16 protein-coding genes are annotated in these 14,845 nt (G+C 67.5%); 5 read left to right on the forward strand and 11 right to left on the reverse strand.

The genetic code is table 11. The features are described from left to right. Window positions 1-60: 60 nt before the first annotated feature. Window positions 61-627, reverse strand: coding sequence for a response regulator transcription factor (locus tag ACWPKK_RS27740; protein ID WP_324869886.1), 567 nt, complete (start codon window positions 625-627; stop codon window positions 61-63). After that, complete coding sequence (locus tag ACWPKK_RS27745) at window positions 614-1,921, reverse strand: ATP-binding protein (protein WP_452010943.1); 1,308 nt, start codon at window positions 1,919-1,921, stop codon at window positions 614-616. The genes ACWPKK_RS27740 and ACWPKK_RS27745 overlap by 14 nt, the downstream gene beginning before the upstream one ends. Before the next feature lie 183 nt (window positions 1,922-2,104). Between ACWPKK_RS27745 and ACWPKK_RS27750 the strand changes: the two genes are divergently transcribed. The 3 genes from ACWPKK_RS27750 to ACWPKK_RS27760 are packed head-to-tail and all read left to right on the forward strand — an operon-like array spanning window position 2,105 to window position 3,960. Next, on the forward strand, window positions 2,105-3,154 hold the full coding sequence (locus ACWPKK_RS27750; protein WP_452010945.1) for a hypothetical protein: 1,050 nt from the start codon (window positions 2,105-2,107) through the stop codon (window positions 3,152-3,154). A 48-nt stretch (window positions 3,155-3,202) separates the two neighbouring features. Continuing rightward, complete coding sequence (locus tag ACWPKK_RS27755) at window positions 3,203-3,610, forward strand: hypothetical protein (RefSeq protein ID WP_452010947.1); 408 nt, start codon at window positions 3,203-3,205, stop codon at window positions 3,608-3,610. An 11-nt stretch (window positions 3,611-3,621) separates the two neighbouring features. Beyond that, window positions 3,622-3,960: a winged helix-turn-helix domain-containing protein gene (locus ACWPKK_RS27760; RefSeq protein WP_452010950.1), complete on the forward strand. Its 339-nt coding sequence runs from the start codon at window positions 3,622-3,624 to the stop codon at window positions 3,958-3,960. A gap of 8 nt (window positions 3,961-3,968) precedes the next feature. Here the strand turns inward: ACWPKK_RS27760 and ACWPKK_RS27765 are convergent, their stop codons facing one another. From ACWPKK_RS27765 to cyoA, 5 genes are read right to left on the reverse strand one after another with little or no spacing between them, the layout of a single operon-like run. Further along, complete coding sequence (locus ACWPKK_RS27765; RefSeq protein WP_452010952.1) at window positions 3,969-4,739, reverse strand: SURF1 family protein; 771 nt, start codon at window positions 4,737-4,739, stop codon at window positions 3,969-3,971. Further along, complete coding sequence (gene cyoD / locus ACWPKK_RS27770; protein ID WP_452010955.1) at window positions 4,736-5,164, reverse strand: cytochrome o ubiquinol oxidase subunit IV; 429 nt, start codon at window positions 5,162-5,164, stop codon at window positions 4,736-4,738. Before cyoD ends, ACWPKK_RS27765 begins: the two co-directional genes overlap by 4 nt. After that, complete coding sequence (cyoC, locus tag ACWPKK_RS27775) at window positions 5,161-5,799, reverse strand: cytochrome o ubiquinol oxidase subunit III (protein ID WP_452011558.1); 639 nt, start codon at window positions 5,797-5,799, stop codon at window positions 5,161-5,163. Before cyoC ends, cyoD begins: the two co-directional genes overlap by 4 nt. Window positions 5,800-5,823: 24 nt before the next feature. Next, the gene (gene cyoB, locus ACWPKK_RS27780; protein WP_149222553.1) at window positions 5,824-7,821 is read right to left on the reverse strand and encodes a cytochrome o ubiquinol oxidase subunit I; all 1,998 of its coding nucleotides are present in this window, start codon (window positions 7,819-7,821) and stop codon (window positions 5,824-5,826) included. A 14-nt stretch (window positions 7,822-7,835) separates the two neighbouring features. After that, window positions 7,836-8,945 carry a ubiquinol oxidase subunit II gene (gene cyoA / locus ACWPKK_RS27785; RefSeq protein WP_452010957.1) on the reverse strand — a complete coding sequence of 370 codons (1,110 nt, stop codon included), beginning with the start codon at window positions 8,943-8,945 and terminating at the stop codon, window positions 7,836-7,838. Window positions 8,946-9,126: 181 nt separating this feature from the next. Between cyoA and ACWPKK_RS27790 the strand changes: the two genes are divergently transcribed. Continuing rightward, a complete protein-coding gene (locus ACWPKK_RS27790; protein WP_452010959.1) occupies window positions 9,127-10,437 on the forward strand; it encodes an MFS transporter in 1,311 nt (436 codons plus the stop codon). Window positions 10,438-10,459: 22 nt separating this feature from the next. On the opposite strand, the gene ACWPKK_RS27795 is transcribed toward ACWPKK_RS27790, so the two are convergent. Continuing rightward, entirely contained in the window at window positions 10,460-11,566 is a 1,107-nt protein-coding gene (locus tag ACWPKK_RS27795; protein WP_452010962.1) for a mechanosensitive ion channel family protein, read from the reverse strand. 245 nt (window positions 11,567-11,811) lie between these two features. On the opposite strand from ACWPKK_RS27795, the gene ACWPKK_RS27800 reads away from it, so the two are divergent. Then, window positions 11,812-12,231, forward strand: a complete 420-nt coding sequence (locus ACWPKK_RS27800) for a hypothetical protein (RefSeq protein WP_324869875.1) — start codon at window positions 11,812-11,814, stop codon at window positions 12,229-12,231. A gap of 25 nt (window positions 12,232-12,256) precedes the next feature. Here the strand turns inward: ACWPKK_RS27800 and ACWPKK_RS27805 are convergent, their stop codons facing one another. Genes ACWPKK_RS27805 through ACWPKK_RS27815 form a run of 3 tightly spaced genes read right to left on the reverse strand, consistent with a single transcriptional unit; the run spans window position 12,257 to window position 14,837 of the window. Next, on the reverse strand, window positions 12,257-12,760 hold the full coding sequence (locus tag ACWPKK_RS27805) for a DprA-like winged helix domain-containing protein (RefSeq protein WP_452010965.1): 504 nt from the start codon (window positions 12,758-12,760) through the stop codon (window positions 12,257-12,259). Continuing rightward, window positions 12,757-14,277: a nitrilase-related carbon-nitrogen hydrolase gene (locus ACWPKK_RS27810; RefSeq protein WP_452010968.1), complete on the reverse strand. Its 1,521-nt coding sequence runs from the start codon at window positions 14,275-14,277 to the stop codon at window positions 12,757-12,759. The genes ACWPKK_RS27805 and ACWPKK_RS27810 overlap by 4 nt, the downstream gene beginning before the upstream one ends. 5 nt (window positions 14,278-14,282) lie before the next feature. Continuing rightward, a complete protein-coding gene (locus ACWPKK_RS27815; protein WP_452010970.1) occupies window positions 14,283-14,837 on the reverse strand; it encodes a cyclase dehydrase in 555 nt (184 codons plus the stop codon). Window positions 14,838-14,845: the final 8 nt, after the last annotated feature.

Here is a 14,845-nt window from a genome sequence, read left to right on the forward strand (position 1 = left end):
GGCGGCAGTCCCCTCCCCTGCGAAGCGGGGGAGGGTTAGGGTGGGGGCACGATCGACAGCTCACGGCACCCGCTTCTTCTCCAGCTTGCGGGCCAGCGTGCGGCGGTGCATGCCCAATCGCCGCGCCGTCTCCGAGATGTTGAAGTTGGTCTCCACCAGCGTTTCGTGGATGCGCTCCCACTCCAGGTTCTTGATCGAGGTGGTGCGGGCGGCGGGGGCGATGGAGGTGTCGCCTTCGGTGCGGTCGAAGGCCGCCTCGATGTCGTCGGTGTTGGACGGCTTGGCCAGATAGTGGCAGGCGCCAAGCTTGATCGCCTCCACCGCGGTGGCGATGCTGGCGAAGCCGGTCAGCACGACGATGCGGGTTTCCTCATCCGCCTCGTGCAGCTCCTTCACGCATTCCAGGCCGGAGCCGGTGGCGAGCTTCAGGTCGATCACCGCGTAGTCGGGATCCACCGTCTGCAGAAGCTCCCGCATCTCCTCCAGCCCGGCGCAGGCATGCACCTCGTAGCCGCGGCGTTCGAAGGACCGGCGCAGCGCCCGGGCGAAGGCGGCGTCGTCCTCGACGATCAGCAGGGTGCGGTCGCCGCCTTCCAAATCAGGCGTCTCCTGCTCAGTCGTCTCCATCGGCGCCTCCCGGCGACAAGGCGGCGAGCGGCAGGGTCAGCGTGACGGTGGCGCCGCCGCCGGCCCGGTTCTTGGCCGAGACGGTGCCGCCCAGCTTGCGCAGCACATTGACCACCAGGAACAGGCCGAGCCCGCTGCCCGGCCGCATCTTGGTGGAGCGGTAGGGCTTGCCAAGCTCCTCCAGGATGGCGGGATCGAAGCCGGGACCGGAATCGTTGATCGCCACCACCAGATTGTCGCCCTGCCGCAGGGCGGCGACGCCGATCCAGCCCGGCGACGCCTCCAGCGCGTTGTCCAGCACGTTGAACAGGACCTGCTTCAGGGCGAGGTCGGCGATCATCCGCTCCTGCGGGCCGACCGTGTTGTCGTACTCGAACCGGCCGGGGGAGCGGCTGGACAGCCAGTCCTGCACCAGATCGTCGAGGAACCCTTTCACCGTGGTGCGCACCGTGCCCTCGCCGCGCGCCTCGCCCGACGACAGCAGGATGCCCGACACGATGGCCTTGCAGCGGTCGATCTGGTTCTGCATCTCCGCCACCTCCTCCGACAGATCGGGATCGGACATCAGCGACGGCATGCGGCGCCAGTCGTTGAGGATCACCGACAGGGTGGCGAGCGGCGTGCCCAATTCGTGCGCCGCGCCCGACGCCAGCAGGCCCATGCGGACGATGTGCGCCTCTTCCATGGAGCGCTGGCGCAGTTCCGCCAGATAGGCGTCGCGGGCGCGCAGGTTGCGGTTGATCTGGGTGAGGAAGGGGACCAGCAGGCTCGCCGCCAGCACGAAGCAGATGAACATCCCCTGGATGTGCAGGCTGAACAGCTCGCCCTCATGGGCATGGGGCAGGAGAAGCGGCTGGTAGGTGCCCGTCAGCCAGGTGAAGCCGGCGGTCGCCACCAGCACCAGCGCCCAGGCCGACCATGCCTCCAGCAGCACGGCACCCAGCGCCACCTGAAGAAGATAGAGCGAGATGAAGGGGTTGGAGGCGCCACCGCTGAGATAGAGCTGCAGGGTCAGCGCCCAGACGTCGATCAGCAGCTCCAGGAAAAGCTGGGTGTTGGAAACGCTGGCGCTGCGGCGGATCTGGATCAGGCTGGCGATGTTCAGCGCGATCAGGACGAGGATCACCGAGGCCATCGGCATCAGCGGCAGCCGGATGCCCATCTGCAGATGGACGATCAGGATCGTCACGATCTGCCCGACGACGGCGAGCCAACGCAGCTGGACGAGCAGGAACAGGTTTTTGCGGTCGGTGGTGTCGCGCACGAAAGACGTCCTGTTCCTCACCCGGTTCATCAGCCCACCGACTTATATAGAGAGTTACCGGCGGGAGGGGAGCTTTGTGGGCTATTTCCGGTACGCCAAAAGTCGTTGCTCCTTATCGACGCAGGCGTGGGCTTGGCCGTTGACACTCTGCGTTTCAGAGTATAGTTACTCTGCATCACAGAGTGACACCGCCGGAAAGCCAACGGGATCCCGATGTCCGACAGCCTGTCCCAGCGCCTCGACGCCATTCACTCCATGCTTTCGGCCGGGCACCGCAATCTGCGGATCGAGCGGCATACCCTGATCCTGTGGGGGATGACGGGGGCGGCGCTGCTTCTGCTCAGCGACCGCATCCTGACCCCGGCGCAGTTTACGGACGTGACGCAGCAGGCCGTGGCGTGGCTGCTGCTGCTCACCCTGTCGTTGGGCGGGGTGGCCGTGCTGGACTGGCAGCTCACGCGGCGAGTCAAGCGGCATAGGGACGAGGCGTGGTCCTTCATCCACCGGCAGGTGCTGAAGGTCTGGTGGCTGCTGGTGGCGCTGGGCATCCTGATGACCTTCGCCACCTTCTTCTTCGGCGGCGGATACATGGTGTGCGCAACCTGGGTGGTGCTGATCGGCCTCGGCCTCTACGTGCACGGCCTGTTTTCCGAGGAGTTGCTGGAGTGGATCGGCGTGCTCGCCATCCTCACGGGCATCGCCAGCCTCGTCTACCGGCTTGATTACGGCATCATCCGGCTGATCGCGGCGTCCGTTTTCGGGTTGGGGCTGCCGCTTCTGGCGCTGATGCTCGACCGCGGCCGGGCGCGGCCGTCCTGGCACCGCATGGCGCAATCCGCCGCCTGGATGCTGGTGGTGCTGGGCGTGCCGCTCGCCTTGCGGCACCACGGCGATCTCGGCGCCCCGATGGACGCGCCGGCCCTGACCTTCGACGCCTTCCGCAAGGGGGAGGGTGCCGTGGGGCGTCACATTCTCACCCTGCCGGCGGGCACGCCGGTCCCGGTGGAGATCCGCGTGAACGGCAACATCTTCCGCAACGATCCGGCCATCATTCTGCCCCTGACCCTTTCCAAGCCGGTGCAACTGGTGCTGGAGAACGGCGTACCGACCGGAGACGCCCGTTTCGACGGCGAGCCCTGGATGCGTGGCACGGCCGGCCTCTGGCTCCATGTCCCCAAGCTGGAGGGCGATCTCACGCCGGAACGCGGACCGGTGGTCCGTGCCCCCGTGAACGCCAACTCCATGGCCGATCCGCAGCGCTGACCGGCCCTTTCCCTTCCCTCTCCCCTTCCATACCCTCAGGAGAAAGACATGACTCGGATTCTGACTGCGGCCCTGCTGGCCGCCACGGCGACGCTTGCCGGTTGCGCGGGCTTGATGCCTCCGCCGGGCGCCGACGAGATGGCGAAAATCCCGGTTGTCCGCTATGGTGAGGCACCGTCGGCCGGCGGCGATTACGTGCTGCTCTATCCGGCCGGGGCGCCGCTGCCGGTGGTGGCGTCGGTTTCCGGTTCGCTGCTGTCCAAGCCGGGCCTGGCACGGATGGAGGTCGCCACCAACCGTGACGTCTACCTCTACAAGAACTGGCTGAGCTTCGACGGAAAGAGCTGGATGTCCGCGACCCGTGCGGTCGGCGGGGAATTCGCCATCACGCTGCCGGGCGAGACCGACAGCAAGGCGCCCGGCACGATGTCGGCGCGCTTCGACCTCAAACCCTAAACGGAACTGCTTTGGATACGCTCGACCCTTTGCTGCACCAACCGCTGCGCACGCAGGTCGCCGCCTTTCTGGCCGGTGCCGGCGAGGCGACCTTCACCGAGCTGAAGCAGCGGCTGGAGGTGTCGGACGGCAACCTCGACTCGCATCTGAAGAAGCTGATCGGGGCGGGGTACGTGTCGGTCCGCAAGGACACAGGGGAGGGGCGGCCGCAATCCAGCTACGCTCTCACCCCCGCCGGTCGGGAAGCGCTGCATGGCTACATCGCCGCCCTGCAGCGCCTGCTGCCGCTGGACGAGGTTGCGGCCTCGGCACCGGGGGGAACCCCGTTTCTGAGGCCGCGCACCCAGTAGAGGACGGGTTACGCCCGCCTGCGCCGCAATTCGCTGCGGATCACGAACAGGACGGCGGCGATCAGCATCAGGTCCAGCGCGAACCAGGTCAGCGCATAGCCGAGATGGCTGTTGGGGAAGCTGACCACGGTCAGCCCGCCGACCGGCCAGCCGCCGGGATTGCGGCTGGAATCGGCATCGATGAAATAAGGCGCGGCGTCGCCCAGCCCCTTGGCGGCGGCGATGGCGGCGATGTCGCGGGAATACCAGCGGCCGGCGGCCGGGTCGTTGCTGCGCAGGAAGCCGCCCTTCGGCTCGGTGACGCGCAGAAGGCCGGCGATGGTCACGGTGCCCTGCGGCTGCCCCTCGGCGCGGGTCGCGGGATCGCGTTTTTCCGGGGGCACGAAGCCGCGGTTGACCAGAACGGTGAAGCCGCGGTCGGTGACCAGCGGCGTCAGAACCCAGAACCCGCCGCCCAGGTCGGAAACCGCCTGGACCAGCGCTTCGCGGTCGTGCAGGAAACGGCCGGTGACGGAAACCCTGCGGTATTCGTCGGCAGCGGCGGAGACGGTGGGCCAGGCCTCCGGCCCCGGAGCGGGCACGGGGGAGGCGTGGATTCTGCCCTCCACCCGCTCGATCAGGTCGAGCTTCCAGGCCCGACGCTCGAGCTGCCAGACCCCGAGTGCGGTCAGGCCGGCGATGCCGGCCAGCGACAGAAGGCCGAAGAGGGCCAGCGCCCAGACCGGGCGGGCCCTCCTGGCCGTGCCGCCCGCGTGGGGCGCGGACGGCTGCCCGGTCACGGCATCTTGCTCATGTCGGGGGTGGTCATGCCGGGCATCATGTTGTGGTTCATGTGGTACATGACCCACAGCGAACCGGCGAACATGATGACCACGACGATGATCGTGAAGATCATCGCCAGCATCGACCAGCCGCCCTCGACGCGGCCGTTCATGTGCAGGAAATACAACATGTGGACGAGGATCTGGACCACGGCCAGCCCCAGGATCACGGCCGTGGTGGTCGTGTTGTCCAGCGTGCCCGTCATGACCAGCCAGAACGGGATGACCGTCAGGATCACCGACAGGACGAAGCCGGTCATGTAGCTGCCGAAGGTGCCGTGGGCGCCTTCGACGTGGCCGTGATCGTCGTGACCGTGGCCGCCATGCCCACCATGTCCATGGCCCTGATGGGCGTGGTGATCGCCGTGCGCGTGAGTGCTCATCGCAGCATCCCCATCAGATAGACATAGGTGAAGACGCCGATCCAGATGACGTCCAGGAAGTGCCAGAACATGCTGAGGCACATCAGGCGCCGGCGGTTGGCCGGGATCAGGCCGCGGCGGGCGACCTGGACCATCAGCGTCACCAGCCACACGCTGCCGAAGGTGACGTGCAGCCCGTGGGTGCCGACCAGCGTGAAGAAGGCCGACAGGAAGGCGCTGCGGCCGGGGCCGGCCCCCTCATGGATCAGGTGCGCGAACTCGTACAGCTCGATGCCGAGGAAGGCGAGACCGAACAGCAGGGTGATCGCCAGCCAGCCCTGGGTCTGGGCGGTGCGGCCCTTCTCCATCGCCAGCATGGCGAAGCCGTAGGTGATGGAGGAGAACAGCAGCATCGCCGTGTTCAGCGCCACCAGCGGCAGGTCGAACAGCTCCTTCGGCGTCGGACCGGCGGCGTAGCTGGTGCCCAGCACGCCGTAGGTCGCAAACAGGACCGCGAAGATGAGGCAGTCGCTCATCAGGTAGATCCAGAAGCCGAGCGCGGTGCTGGCGGCTTCGTGGGCGTGCTCGTCCCTTACATAGAAGACGGGCGGGGTGGCGTCGCGCGGGGCATCGTGCCCCGCGTGGCCGCCATGCATGGCTTCAACGGTCGTCGTCATGCTTTACACCTGTCCCGCGAGCAGACGGGTCCGCTCGTTCTCGGTCGCCACGACCTCCTCCACCGGGATGTGGAAGTCGCGGTTGTAGTTGAAGGTATGGCTGATGGCGACCACCAGCAGGCCGATGAAGCTCAGCGCCGCCAGCCACCAGATGTGCCAGACCAGGGCGAAGCCGAGCGCGGTGCTGATGCCGGCCAGGATCACGCCGGTGCCGGTGTTGGCGGGCATGTGGATCGGGCGGTAGCCTTCCAGCGGACGGGCATAGCCGCGCTTCTTCATGTCCCACCACGCGTCATTGTCGTGGATCACGGGCGTGAAGGCGAAGTTGTAGCCCGGGGGCGGCGAGGAGGTCGCCCATTCCAGGGTGCGGCCGTCCCACGGATCGCCGGTGACGTCGACATACTGGTTGCGCTTCAGGACGCTCACGGCGATCTGGACCAGGAAGGCACCGATGCCGATGGCGATCAGGACGGCGCCGACGGCGGCGATCTGGAACCAGATCTGCAGCGACGGGTCCTCGAACACGCGCAGGCGGCGGGTGACGCCCATCAGGCCCAGGACGTAGAGCGGCATGAAGGCGACGTAGAAGCCGATCACCCAGAACCAGAAGGACACCTTGCCCCAGAACGGATCCAGGCGGAAGCCGAAAGCCTTGGGCCACCAGTAGTAGATGCCGGCGAACAGGCCGAACAGCACGCCGCCGATGATGACGTTGTGGAAGTGGGCGATCAGGAACAGGCTGTTGTGCAGCACGAAGTCGGCCGGCGGAACCGCCAGCAGCACGCCGGTCATGCCGCCGATCACGAAGGTCAGCATGAAGGCGATCGTCCACATCATCGGCAGCTCGAACCGGATGCGGCCGCGGTACATGGTGAACAGCCAGTTGAAGATCTTCGCACCCGTCGGGATCGAGATGATCATCGTCGTGATGCCGAAGAACGAGTTCACGCTGGCGCCCGAACCCATGGTGAAGAAGTGGTGCAGCCACACCAGGTAGGACAGGATGGTGATGACGACGGTCGCGTAGACCATCGAGGTGTAGCCGAACAGCTTCTTGCCGCAGAAGGTGGAGGTCACCTCCGAGAAGATGCCGAAGCAGGGCAGGATCAGGATGTAGACTTCCGGGTGGCCCCAGATCCAGATCAGGTTCACGTACATCATGGGGTTGCCGCCCATGTCGCTCGTGAAGAAATGGGTGCCGACATAGCGGTCCAGCGACAGCAGGACCAGCACGGCGGTCAGGACCGGGAAGGAAGCGACGATCAGGACGTTGGTGCAGAGCGAGGTCCAGGTGAAGACCGGCATCTTCATCATGGTCATGCCGGGGGCGCGCATCTTCACGATCGTGCAGATCAGGTTGATGCCCGACAGCGTCGTTCCGACGCCCGCCACCTGCAAGGCCCAGATGTAATAGTCGACGCCGACGTCCGGGCTGGCCTCCAGACCCGACAGCGGCGGATAGGCCAGCCAGCCGGTGCGCGCGAACTCGCCCACGAACAGCGAGGCCATGATCAGCACGGCGCCGCCGACGGTCATCCAGAAGCTGAAATTGTTCAGGAACGGGAAGGACACGTCGCGTGCGCCGATCTGCAGCGGCACGACATAGTTCATCAGCCCCGTCACCAGCGGCATGGCGACGAAGAAGATCATGATCACACCGTGGGCGGTGAAGACCTGATCGTAGTGGTGGGCGTTGAGGTAGCCCTCGCTGCCATTGAAGGCGATGGCCTGCTGGGCGCGCATCATGATGGCGTCGGCGAAGCCGCGCAGCAGCATGATCAGGCCCAGGATCATGTACATGATGCCGATGCGCTTGTGGTCGACGGTGGTGAACCACTCTTTCCACAGGTAGCCCCACAGCTTGAAGTAGCTGAGGGCCGCCACCAGCGCGATGCCGCCGAGCATGACCGCGAAGAAGGTCGCGACCAGGATCGGCTCGTGATAGGGGAAGGACTCCAGGCTGAGGCGCCCGAAGAGGAAGGTCGTCAGTGTCTCAAGCATGCCGGTGTGCCCAATCAGGGATTGGCCAGCCGCTGCGGCCCGGCCTGGGAGGCGGACGCGCTGATCGGCGTGACAGTGGGGCGCTGCACGGCGCCCGAGTTTGCGGCGGCTTCGACCGCCTCGGCGACGGTGCACAGGCCGGTCGGCTGCGTGTCCGGGAAGCCGGCCAGGGTGTTGGCCCGCAGGATCCCGTTGGCCGCGGCCATGCCGCCGGCGTTCAGCCCGCCCGCACGGTCGATGGCGGCCATGTCGCTCATGCACATGGTGCCGGGACGCACGCACAGGTTCACGACGGCGTTGAACAGCTTCGGATCGACGGTGCCGAAATGCTGGACCGGAACGGCCTCGCTCGGCTTTTCAAGCGCGATGTAGGCGTTGCGGTCGAGCGGGGCCCCCGCCGACTTCACCTTGGACACCCAGCCGTCGAAATCCTGGTTCGACAGGCCGTGGAAGGCGAAGCGCATGTGCGAGAAGCCGGCGCCGCTGTAGTTGGACGAGAAACCCTTGTAGGTCCCCGGCTCGTTGATCACGGCGTGGAGCTTCGTCTCCATGCCCGGCATGGCGTAGATCATGCCCGCCAGCGCCGGAACGTAGAAGGAGTTCATCACCGTGGAGGAGGTGAGGCTGAAGCGGATTGGACGGTCGACCGGCGCCGCCATCTCGTTCACGGACGCGATGCCGTATTCGGGATAGACGAACAGCCATTTCCAGTCGAGCGCCACCACCTGCACGTCCAGCGGCTTCACGCCGGCCGGGAGCGGCTTGTCGGCCGCGATGCGGTCGAGCGGACGGTAGGGGTCGAGCTTGTGGGTGGTGACCCAGGTGATGGCCCCCAGGCAGATGATGATCAGCAGCGGGGCTGCCCAGATCACCAGTTCGAGCTGCGTCGAATGGTCCCAGTCCGGTTCGTAGCGGGCTGTGTTATTCGACTGACGGTAACGCCAGGCGAACAGCACGGTAAGCGCCATGACCGGGACGATGATCAGCAGCATCAGCAGGGTGGAGATGACCACGAGGTCTCCCTGCTGGCTGGCAACGTCGCCGGCCGGGTTCAGCACGACCAGGTTGCAGCCACTCAACGCCGCCATCACTGGCAGCAGGGCGATTGCGCGATAACGGCTCAAGGCAGGACCTGTATCAAAGGTTTGCTTTGGGGAGACAGCTAGCGTCCATGCCCCAGCGGCGACATTGGACAATTTGTCCAATGCCCCGACTCCTGCGCGCTTGACAGGTCACTGATTGGTGCGGTGACATATTGTATGATCTACGGATCATCGCAAGCGAAATAACGCAGCCGGGGCCGACATGATGACTTCATCGATTGCGGCGGTCGAACGGGATGCGAGGCTGGTGAACGCGCGGCATCACGGGGTGAATCCCGGAGAAATTGCCATCGGCGTGATCATCGGCCGAACCTCCGAGTTTTTCGACTTCTTCGTTTACGCCATTGCTTCCGTGATCGTCTTTCCGAAGCTGGTGTTTCCCTATGTCGATCCGCTGACGGGCACCCTTTGGTCTTTTGCCATCTTCGCGCTGGCCTTCGTCGCGCGGCCGATCGGCACCTTCATCTTCATGGCCATCGACGACAATTACGGGCGCAGCGCGAAGCTGACCATCGCCCTGTTCCTGTTGGGCGGGTCGACGGTGGCGCTTGCCTTCCTGCCGGGATATGAGGCGATCGGCGTTGCATCCGCCTGGTTGCTGGCGCTGTCCCGCGTCGGGCAGGGCGTGGCGCTGGGCGGCACCTGGGACGGGCTGGCTTCGCTCCTGGCGATGAACGCACCGCAGAACAAGCGCGGCTGGTATGCGATGATCCCGCAGTTGGGCGCACCCATCGGCCTGATCGTGGCGAGCGGCCTGTTCGCCTACATGGTCAACAGCCTGTCGGCGGAGGATTTCTTCGCCTGGGGCTGGCGCTATCCCTTCTTCGTGGCCTTCGCCATCAACGTGGTGGCGCTGTTCGCCCGGCTTCGTCTGGTCCAGACGCCGGAGTTCGAGCGGCTGTTCACGAATCGCGAACTGCAGCCGGCCCCGGTGGTGGAGACGCTGCAGATGGAGGGCAAGCGCGTGGTCATCGGCGCCTTCGCGCCGCTGGCCAGCTTCGCCCTGTTCCACATGGTCACCGTCTTCCCGCTGTCCTGGATCTTCCTGAACGCGCAGCACGAGACCGGGGCGTTCCTGGTGATCGAGGTGATCGCCGCCGCCTTCGGCATCGCCGCCATCGTCGCGTCCGGCTACATCGCCGACCGGGTCGGGCGGCGGACCCTGCTGGGCAGCTGCGCCGCCGCCATCGCGGTGTTCAGCGGCTTCGCCCCGCTGCTGCTCGACGCCGGGCAGACGGGCGAGGCGGTGTTCATGGTGGTGGGCTTCGTCATCCTCGGCCTGTCCTTCGGCCAGTCCTCGGGGTCGGTGGCGTCCGGCTTCAGCCAGCAATACCGCTACACCGGCTCGGCCATGACCTCCGATCTGGCCTGGCTGTTCGGAGCGGGCTTCGCGCCCTTCGTCGCGCTGTTCCTGTCCAGCCAGTTCGGGCTGGTCGCGTCCGGCCTCTACCTGCTGTCGGGTGCGGTCTGCACGCTGGTGGCGCTGCGGGTCAACAAGACCCTGTCCTCGTGACGTTCGTGTCCAACGGGTGGGCTCAGGCCTGCCCGTTGGCACCCACCCGGGCCTCCATGGGCGCCAGCCGTTCGCCGGCGGCACCCGAAGCGGGACGCGCCAGATCCAGCCTTTCGCGCGGCAGCGATCCCGGATACTGCTCCGTCAGGAAGCGGATCATCTCCTCGCGCACGAGGCAGCGCAGGTCCCAGGCCGTGCCGGCATCCGGCGCGCTGACCAGGGCGCGAAGCTCCATCGTGTGTTCCTTCAGGTCGGTGACCTGCAGGTTCCACACCCGCTTGTCCCAAAGGCTGGTGCTGTCCAGCACCTTGCGCAGATGGTCGCGCAGCGCCGGGATCGGCACCGAGTAATCGACATACAGCATGACCGAGCCCAGGATGTTCGGCGCGTCGCGGGTCCAGTTCTGGAAGGGCTTCTCCAGGAAATACCCCAGCGGAACGATCAGCCTCCGGTCGTCCCAGATGCGCACGACGACATAGGTGGAGGTGATCTCGTCGACATTGCCCCACTCGCCCTCGACCACCACCGAGTCGCCGATTCGGATCGGCTGGGTCAGCGCGATCTGGATGCCGGCGATCAGGTTGGCGATGGTCGGCCGGGCGGCGATGCCCAGCACGATGCCGGCGACGCCGGCCGAGGCGAACAGGCTGATGCCGATGGTCCGCACCAGCGGCACGGTCATCAGCATGAAGCCGACGGTCAGGGCCATGACGGTCAGCAGCGCCAGCCGCCGGAACACCGTCAGCTTGGTCCGCCGCCGCCGCCATTCGAACCCGCGTTCGTTGGGGCCGCTGCGGCCGAGATAGGCGTCGAACACCGCCCCGACCTTACCGGCGATGGACCAGCCCAGCGCGCCGATGAAACAGATGCCGACGGCGCGCGCCAGCATCTCCATGGCGGCGGGCGGCAGCGGCAGCGCCGGCACCGAGGCGAGAAGGGCTGCGAAGATCACGGCGAAGCGGGTGGCGGTGCGGCCGGCCGTGACGACCCGGCTCAGCACCGGCGCGTTGGTCGGGCGGAACAGCCGTTGCAGCACCCGCCACACCACCTCGTGAATGGCGATCGCGACAGCCACGGCGACGACCGGCGCCAGGAAGGCGGCGACCGTGGAGGAGATCGGAAATTCCATCGGTTCCTGCTGATCCGGTTTCTGCTGATCGATGAGGCGAGGGGGCGCGGCGCCCCCGGTTCTTACGGGCTTGAGAACATGCCGGCCGGGATTTGGTTCGGGGGGCCGTCCCATCCGGACGCCGACCGACCCGCCGGGTATAGGGCGTCGGAGGGACCCCCCTGGCCGGACGAGGCAGTGCTTGCCGGAAGAGGCTCCGCCGCCAATCTTGCAGGGTGAGACAACCGGAAAAGGCGACCAGACCGATGCAAGTCCTTCCCCGCGCGACCACCCCGGCGCCGATGCGCAAGAGGCTGCCCATCGCCGCGCTGGCCGTTCTGGCGGGCCTGTCCGCCTGCGCCGGAATCGAGCCTGATTTCCGCAAGCCGGGCGCCCAGCGCCTGACCGGGCCGGAGGTCTCCACGCTGCTGGGCGGCCACACGCTGAGCATCGTCAACCCGCGCGGCAAGTCCTACATGAACCGCTTTTCCAAGGACGGGTCGATCGTCATTTCCGGCGCCAAGGGCAACGAATACGGGCGCTGGACCGTCACCGGCGACCGGTATTGCCTGACGCTTGACGTGGATCCCCGCCAGCAATGCATGGAGATCTACCGGCTGCCCGACGGCCGCTACCAGATGGTCAATGCCGACGGGACACTGCGGAACACCTTTCAGGTGGATTGAGGACAGGTGGATTGACGCCCGACCGTCAGCCGGACCGAAGCGCGTTGACCGTCAGCCGCCCCGCCGGCCAGGAATGGACGAGGCCGGTGGCGCGCAACTCCGGCAGGGCGCTGCCCACCTCCTCCGCCGACAGGCCGGTGGCCTCGACCAGGGCGGGGCAGGTCTGCGGACCGGAGCCCAGCGCCGAGAGGATTGCGGCGGCCGGCGTGCCAGGCACGTGGAGCGCATCGGCCGGACGGGGCGGGGTGCGGCCGCGGGCGGCGGCAATCGTCAGCGCCAGCGCCCGCAACTGTCCCAGCCGGTGCATCGCCTCGCCGCCCAGATCTTCGGCCAGCGACAGAGCCGTGTGGCAGCGCGCGACCAGCCGGGCGAGCGCGGTGAGGTCGTCGGTCCGGTTCGCCACCACGGCGGCGACGGCTGCCTGCGCCAGCGTTTCCAGTTCGGCGTCCGCCACGGCCCAGTCCTGCCGCCGGACGGCCTCCAGAAGCGCATCGGTCAGCGATCGCAGCGCCGGCTCCAATACGCTCATTCGCTGCTCTCCTCCTTGGGATCGGGTGGTTCGGGATCGGGCAGGGCGGGCCAGCGGCCGGGCGTCCAGCCGGCGCAGACATAGCCGGGGGACGGGTCGGCCAGCGGCAGGGTCACGCATCGGATGCGCGGAGCGCCGGCTTGGCTGGCCCGCGGTTGGAACAGCAGGGCGACGCCGCACTCTTCGATGATCTTGTCCTCTTCGCCGTTGGCGCGGCAGTAGCGGTTGAAGCGGTGCGACAGCGCCATGCTGTTGGCGACGATCACCCGGCAATAGCCGGCGCGCGACGAGGCCCCGCCTTCCTTCGCCTGCCAGCGCTCGGTGGTCAGGCCGCTGTCCATCACCGGGGTGACCAGCCAGTCCACCATCATGCCGGACGCGATCCAGGCACTGGGCTCCGAACGCCCCAGATCTTCGCAGATGGCGACGGCGAGCCGGCCGAGGTCGGGCAGCTCGAACAGGGTGAAGCAGTCGCCGGTCTCGATGTCCTCGCGCGCGCAGTCCAGCAGCCGGCCGTTGCGGTCGCGCAGGTCGTAGGAGCGGCACTGGTTGCTGTCCAAATCCCAGCAATGCAGCTTGGTCTGGCTGCCGATCACCGTGCCGCAGCGGTCGAGCAGCAGCGCCCGGTTGTGCGGCCGCCCACCGTCCTCCGCCTCCTCCTTAACCCCGACCAGGGCGTAGCGGATCGGGCCGTCCACCGCCTGGGTGCGCAGCGCTTGCCGGATCGCGTCCAGCGTGCCGGCCCTGACCGAAACCTCGGGGAACAGCACGAAGGTGGCACCCTGCTCCGCAAGTCCGGCGATGGCGTCGGCGGCGCGGCGGCTGAAGTCGCGTGGGGTGGGGTCGTACCAGTCCTCGCCGTCGCGGCGGAACTGATGGATGGCGAGGTCGTCCTCCGCCTCGGCCAGCGGGACGATGCCGATGACCGGCGTCCAGGCGGGGTCGGCCGGGTCCTGGTCGGACACCGCGGCGATGCGGCGATATTCGACGGCGATGCGGCGATCCGGGTCGCCGTCGCGCTCTGCCTCTATCGTCAGGCCGGGCGGCACGACCAGCAGGGTGGAGAACAGGTCGACCGGGTCGAAAGCGTCGGGATCGGCGCCCGGCGGCGCCGTCTCCCGGATGTTCATGGCGCGCGCCAGCAGGCCGGGACGCAGGATCAGTTGGCCCTCCGCCGCATCGGCGTTGAAGCGGCCGTCGCGGTTCAGGCGGCGGCGCGCCTCCAGCCGGTCGGCGGGGAGCAAGTCGTCGGACGCCCGGACGTCATAGCGGGAGGCCAGCGGCGCGAACCACCCGTCGATGGCCTGCGCCGCCGCGAGAACCCGGTCGAGGTCCAGTCCGTCCCCGACCCACCTCTCCAGAGCGGCGGCGCCCCTCCGCAACTGCGCCGCCGCGTCCCCGGCCAGCCGGCCGGCCCGCGCGTGGTCCGCCTCCAGCCCTTGGGCCAGGACGCGGACCTCGTCGCGCCGTTCCTCCAGCAAGCGCCACAGCGCCATGAACAGATCGGCAGGGTGCATGTGCGTCAGGGGCTTGCCGTCTGGGTTTGGGCAGTCTGGCTTTGGGCCGGCTGGAACTGCAGGATCTTCGGCGTCCGCATGTCCTCGCCGATGGGGGCGTCGCTGGCGGCGCCGCGCATTGCGGAGACCGAACGGGGGAAGCCGCTGCGGTCGCTGTAGTCCGGCACCGGCAGGCTGCGGTAGTAGGCCTCCTCCTGGTGCAGCTTCTGGGCGCAGACCACGTCCAGCGCCGTCGCCGCCACCACCGCGCCGAAGGCGATGCGGGCGTTGCCGGCGCGGGGGTTGTCCTGCATGCCGGCGGCGAGCGTCGCCATGTCGACGGCGTCGCCGGCGATGCGGCTCCAGATCCAGGGCTTGGGATCGCCGAGAGCCAGCAGGCCGACGCCGGCGGTGATCTCCCGCACGCCATAGGCGCGGATCAGGTTGGTCTTGTCCTCCATCCCCATCCAGCGGGCGATGGTCCGGCCGGCCATCAGTTCGGCGACGCCGAGGCCGATGCTGAACCAGCCGAGCCCGCGGGCGAGGTTGTCTCCGGTCGAGGAGCGGTTGTAATAGGCCATGACGTCAC

Source organism: Azospirillum largimobile (genome assembly GCF_977007025.2).

Bases quoted from the DNA above. Each gene is read 5' to 3' on its own strand.
- ACWPKK_RS27740 (WP_324869886.1), bottom strand. From the start codon at position 627: ATGGAGACGACTGAGCAGGAGACGCCTGATTTGGAAGGCGGCGACCGC.
- ACWPKK_RS27745 (WP_452010943.1), bottom strand. From the start codon at position 1,921: ATGAACCGGGTGAGGAACAGGACGTCTTTCGTGCGCGACACCACCGAC.
- ACWPKK_RS27750 (WP_452010945.1), top strand. From the start codon at position 2,105: ATGTCCGACAGCCTGTCCCAGCGCCTCGACGCCATTCACTCCATGCTT.
- ACWPKK_RS27755 (WP_452010947.1), top strand. From the start codon at position 3,203: ATGACTCGGATTCTGACTGCGGCCCTGCTGGCCGCCACGGCGACGCTT.
- cyoD (WP_452010955.1), bottom strand. From the start codon at position 5,164: ATGAGCACTCACGCGCACGGCGATCACCACGCCCATCAGGGCCATGGA.
- cyoC (WP_452011558.1), bottom strand. From the start codon at position 5,799: ATGCATGGCGGCCACGCGGGGCACGATGCCCCGCGCGACGCCACCCCG.
- cyoB (WP_149222553.1), bottom strand. From the start codon at position 7,821: ATGCTTGAGACACTGACGACCTTCCTCTTCGGGCGCCTCAGCCTGGAG.
- ACWPKK_RS27790 (WP_452010959.1), top strand. From the start codon at position 9,127: ATGATGACTTCATCGATTGCGGCGGTCGAACGGGATGCGAGGCTGGTG.
- ACWPKK_RS27795 (WP_452010962.1), bottom strand. From the start codon at position 11,566: ATGGAATTTCCGATCTCCTCCACGGTCGCCGCCTTCCTGGCGCCGGTC.
- ACWPKK_RS27800 (WP_324869875.1), top strand. From the start codon at position 11,812: ATGCAAGTCCTTCCCCGCGCGACCACCCCGGCGCCGATGCGCAAGAGG.
- ACWPKK_RS27805 (WP_452010965.1), bottom strand. From the start codon at position 12,760: ATGAGCGTATTGGAGCCGGCGCTGCGATCGCTGACCGATGCGCTTCTG.
- ACWPKK_RS27810 (WP_452010968.1), bottom strand. From the start codon at position 14,277: ATGCACCCTGCCGATCTGTTCATGGCGCTGTGGCGCTTGCTGGAGGAA.
- ACWPKK_RS27815 (WP_452010970.1), bottom strand. From the start codon at position 14,837: ATGGCCTATTACAACCGCTCCTCGACCGGAGACAACCTCGCCCGCGGG.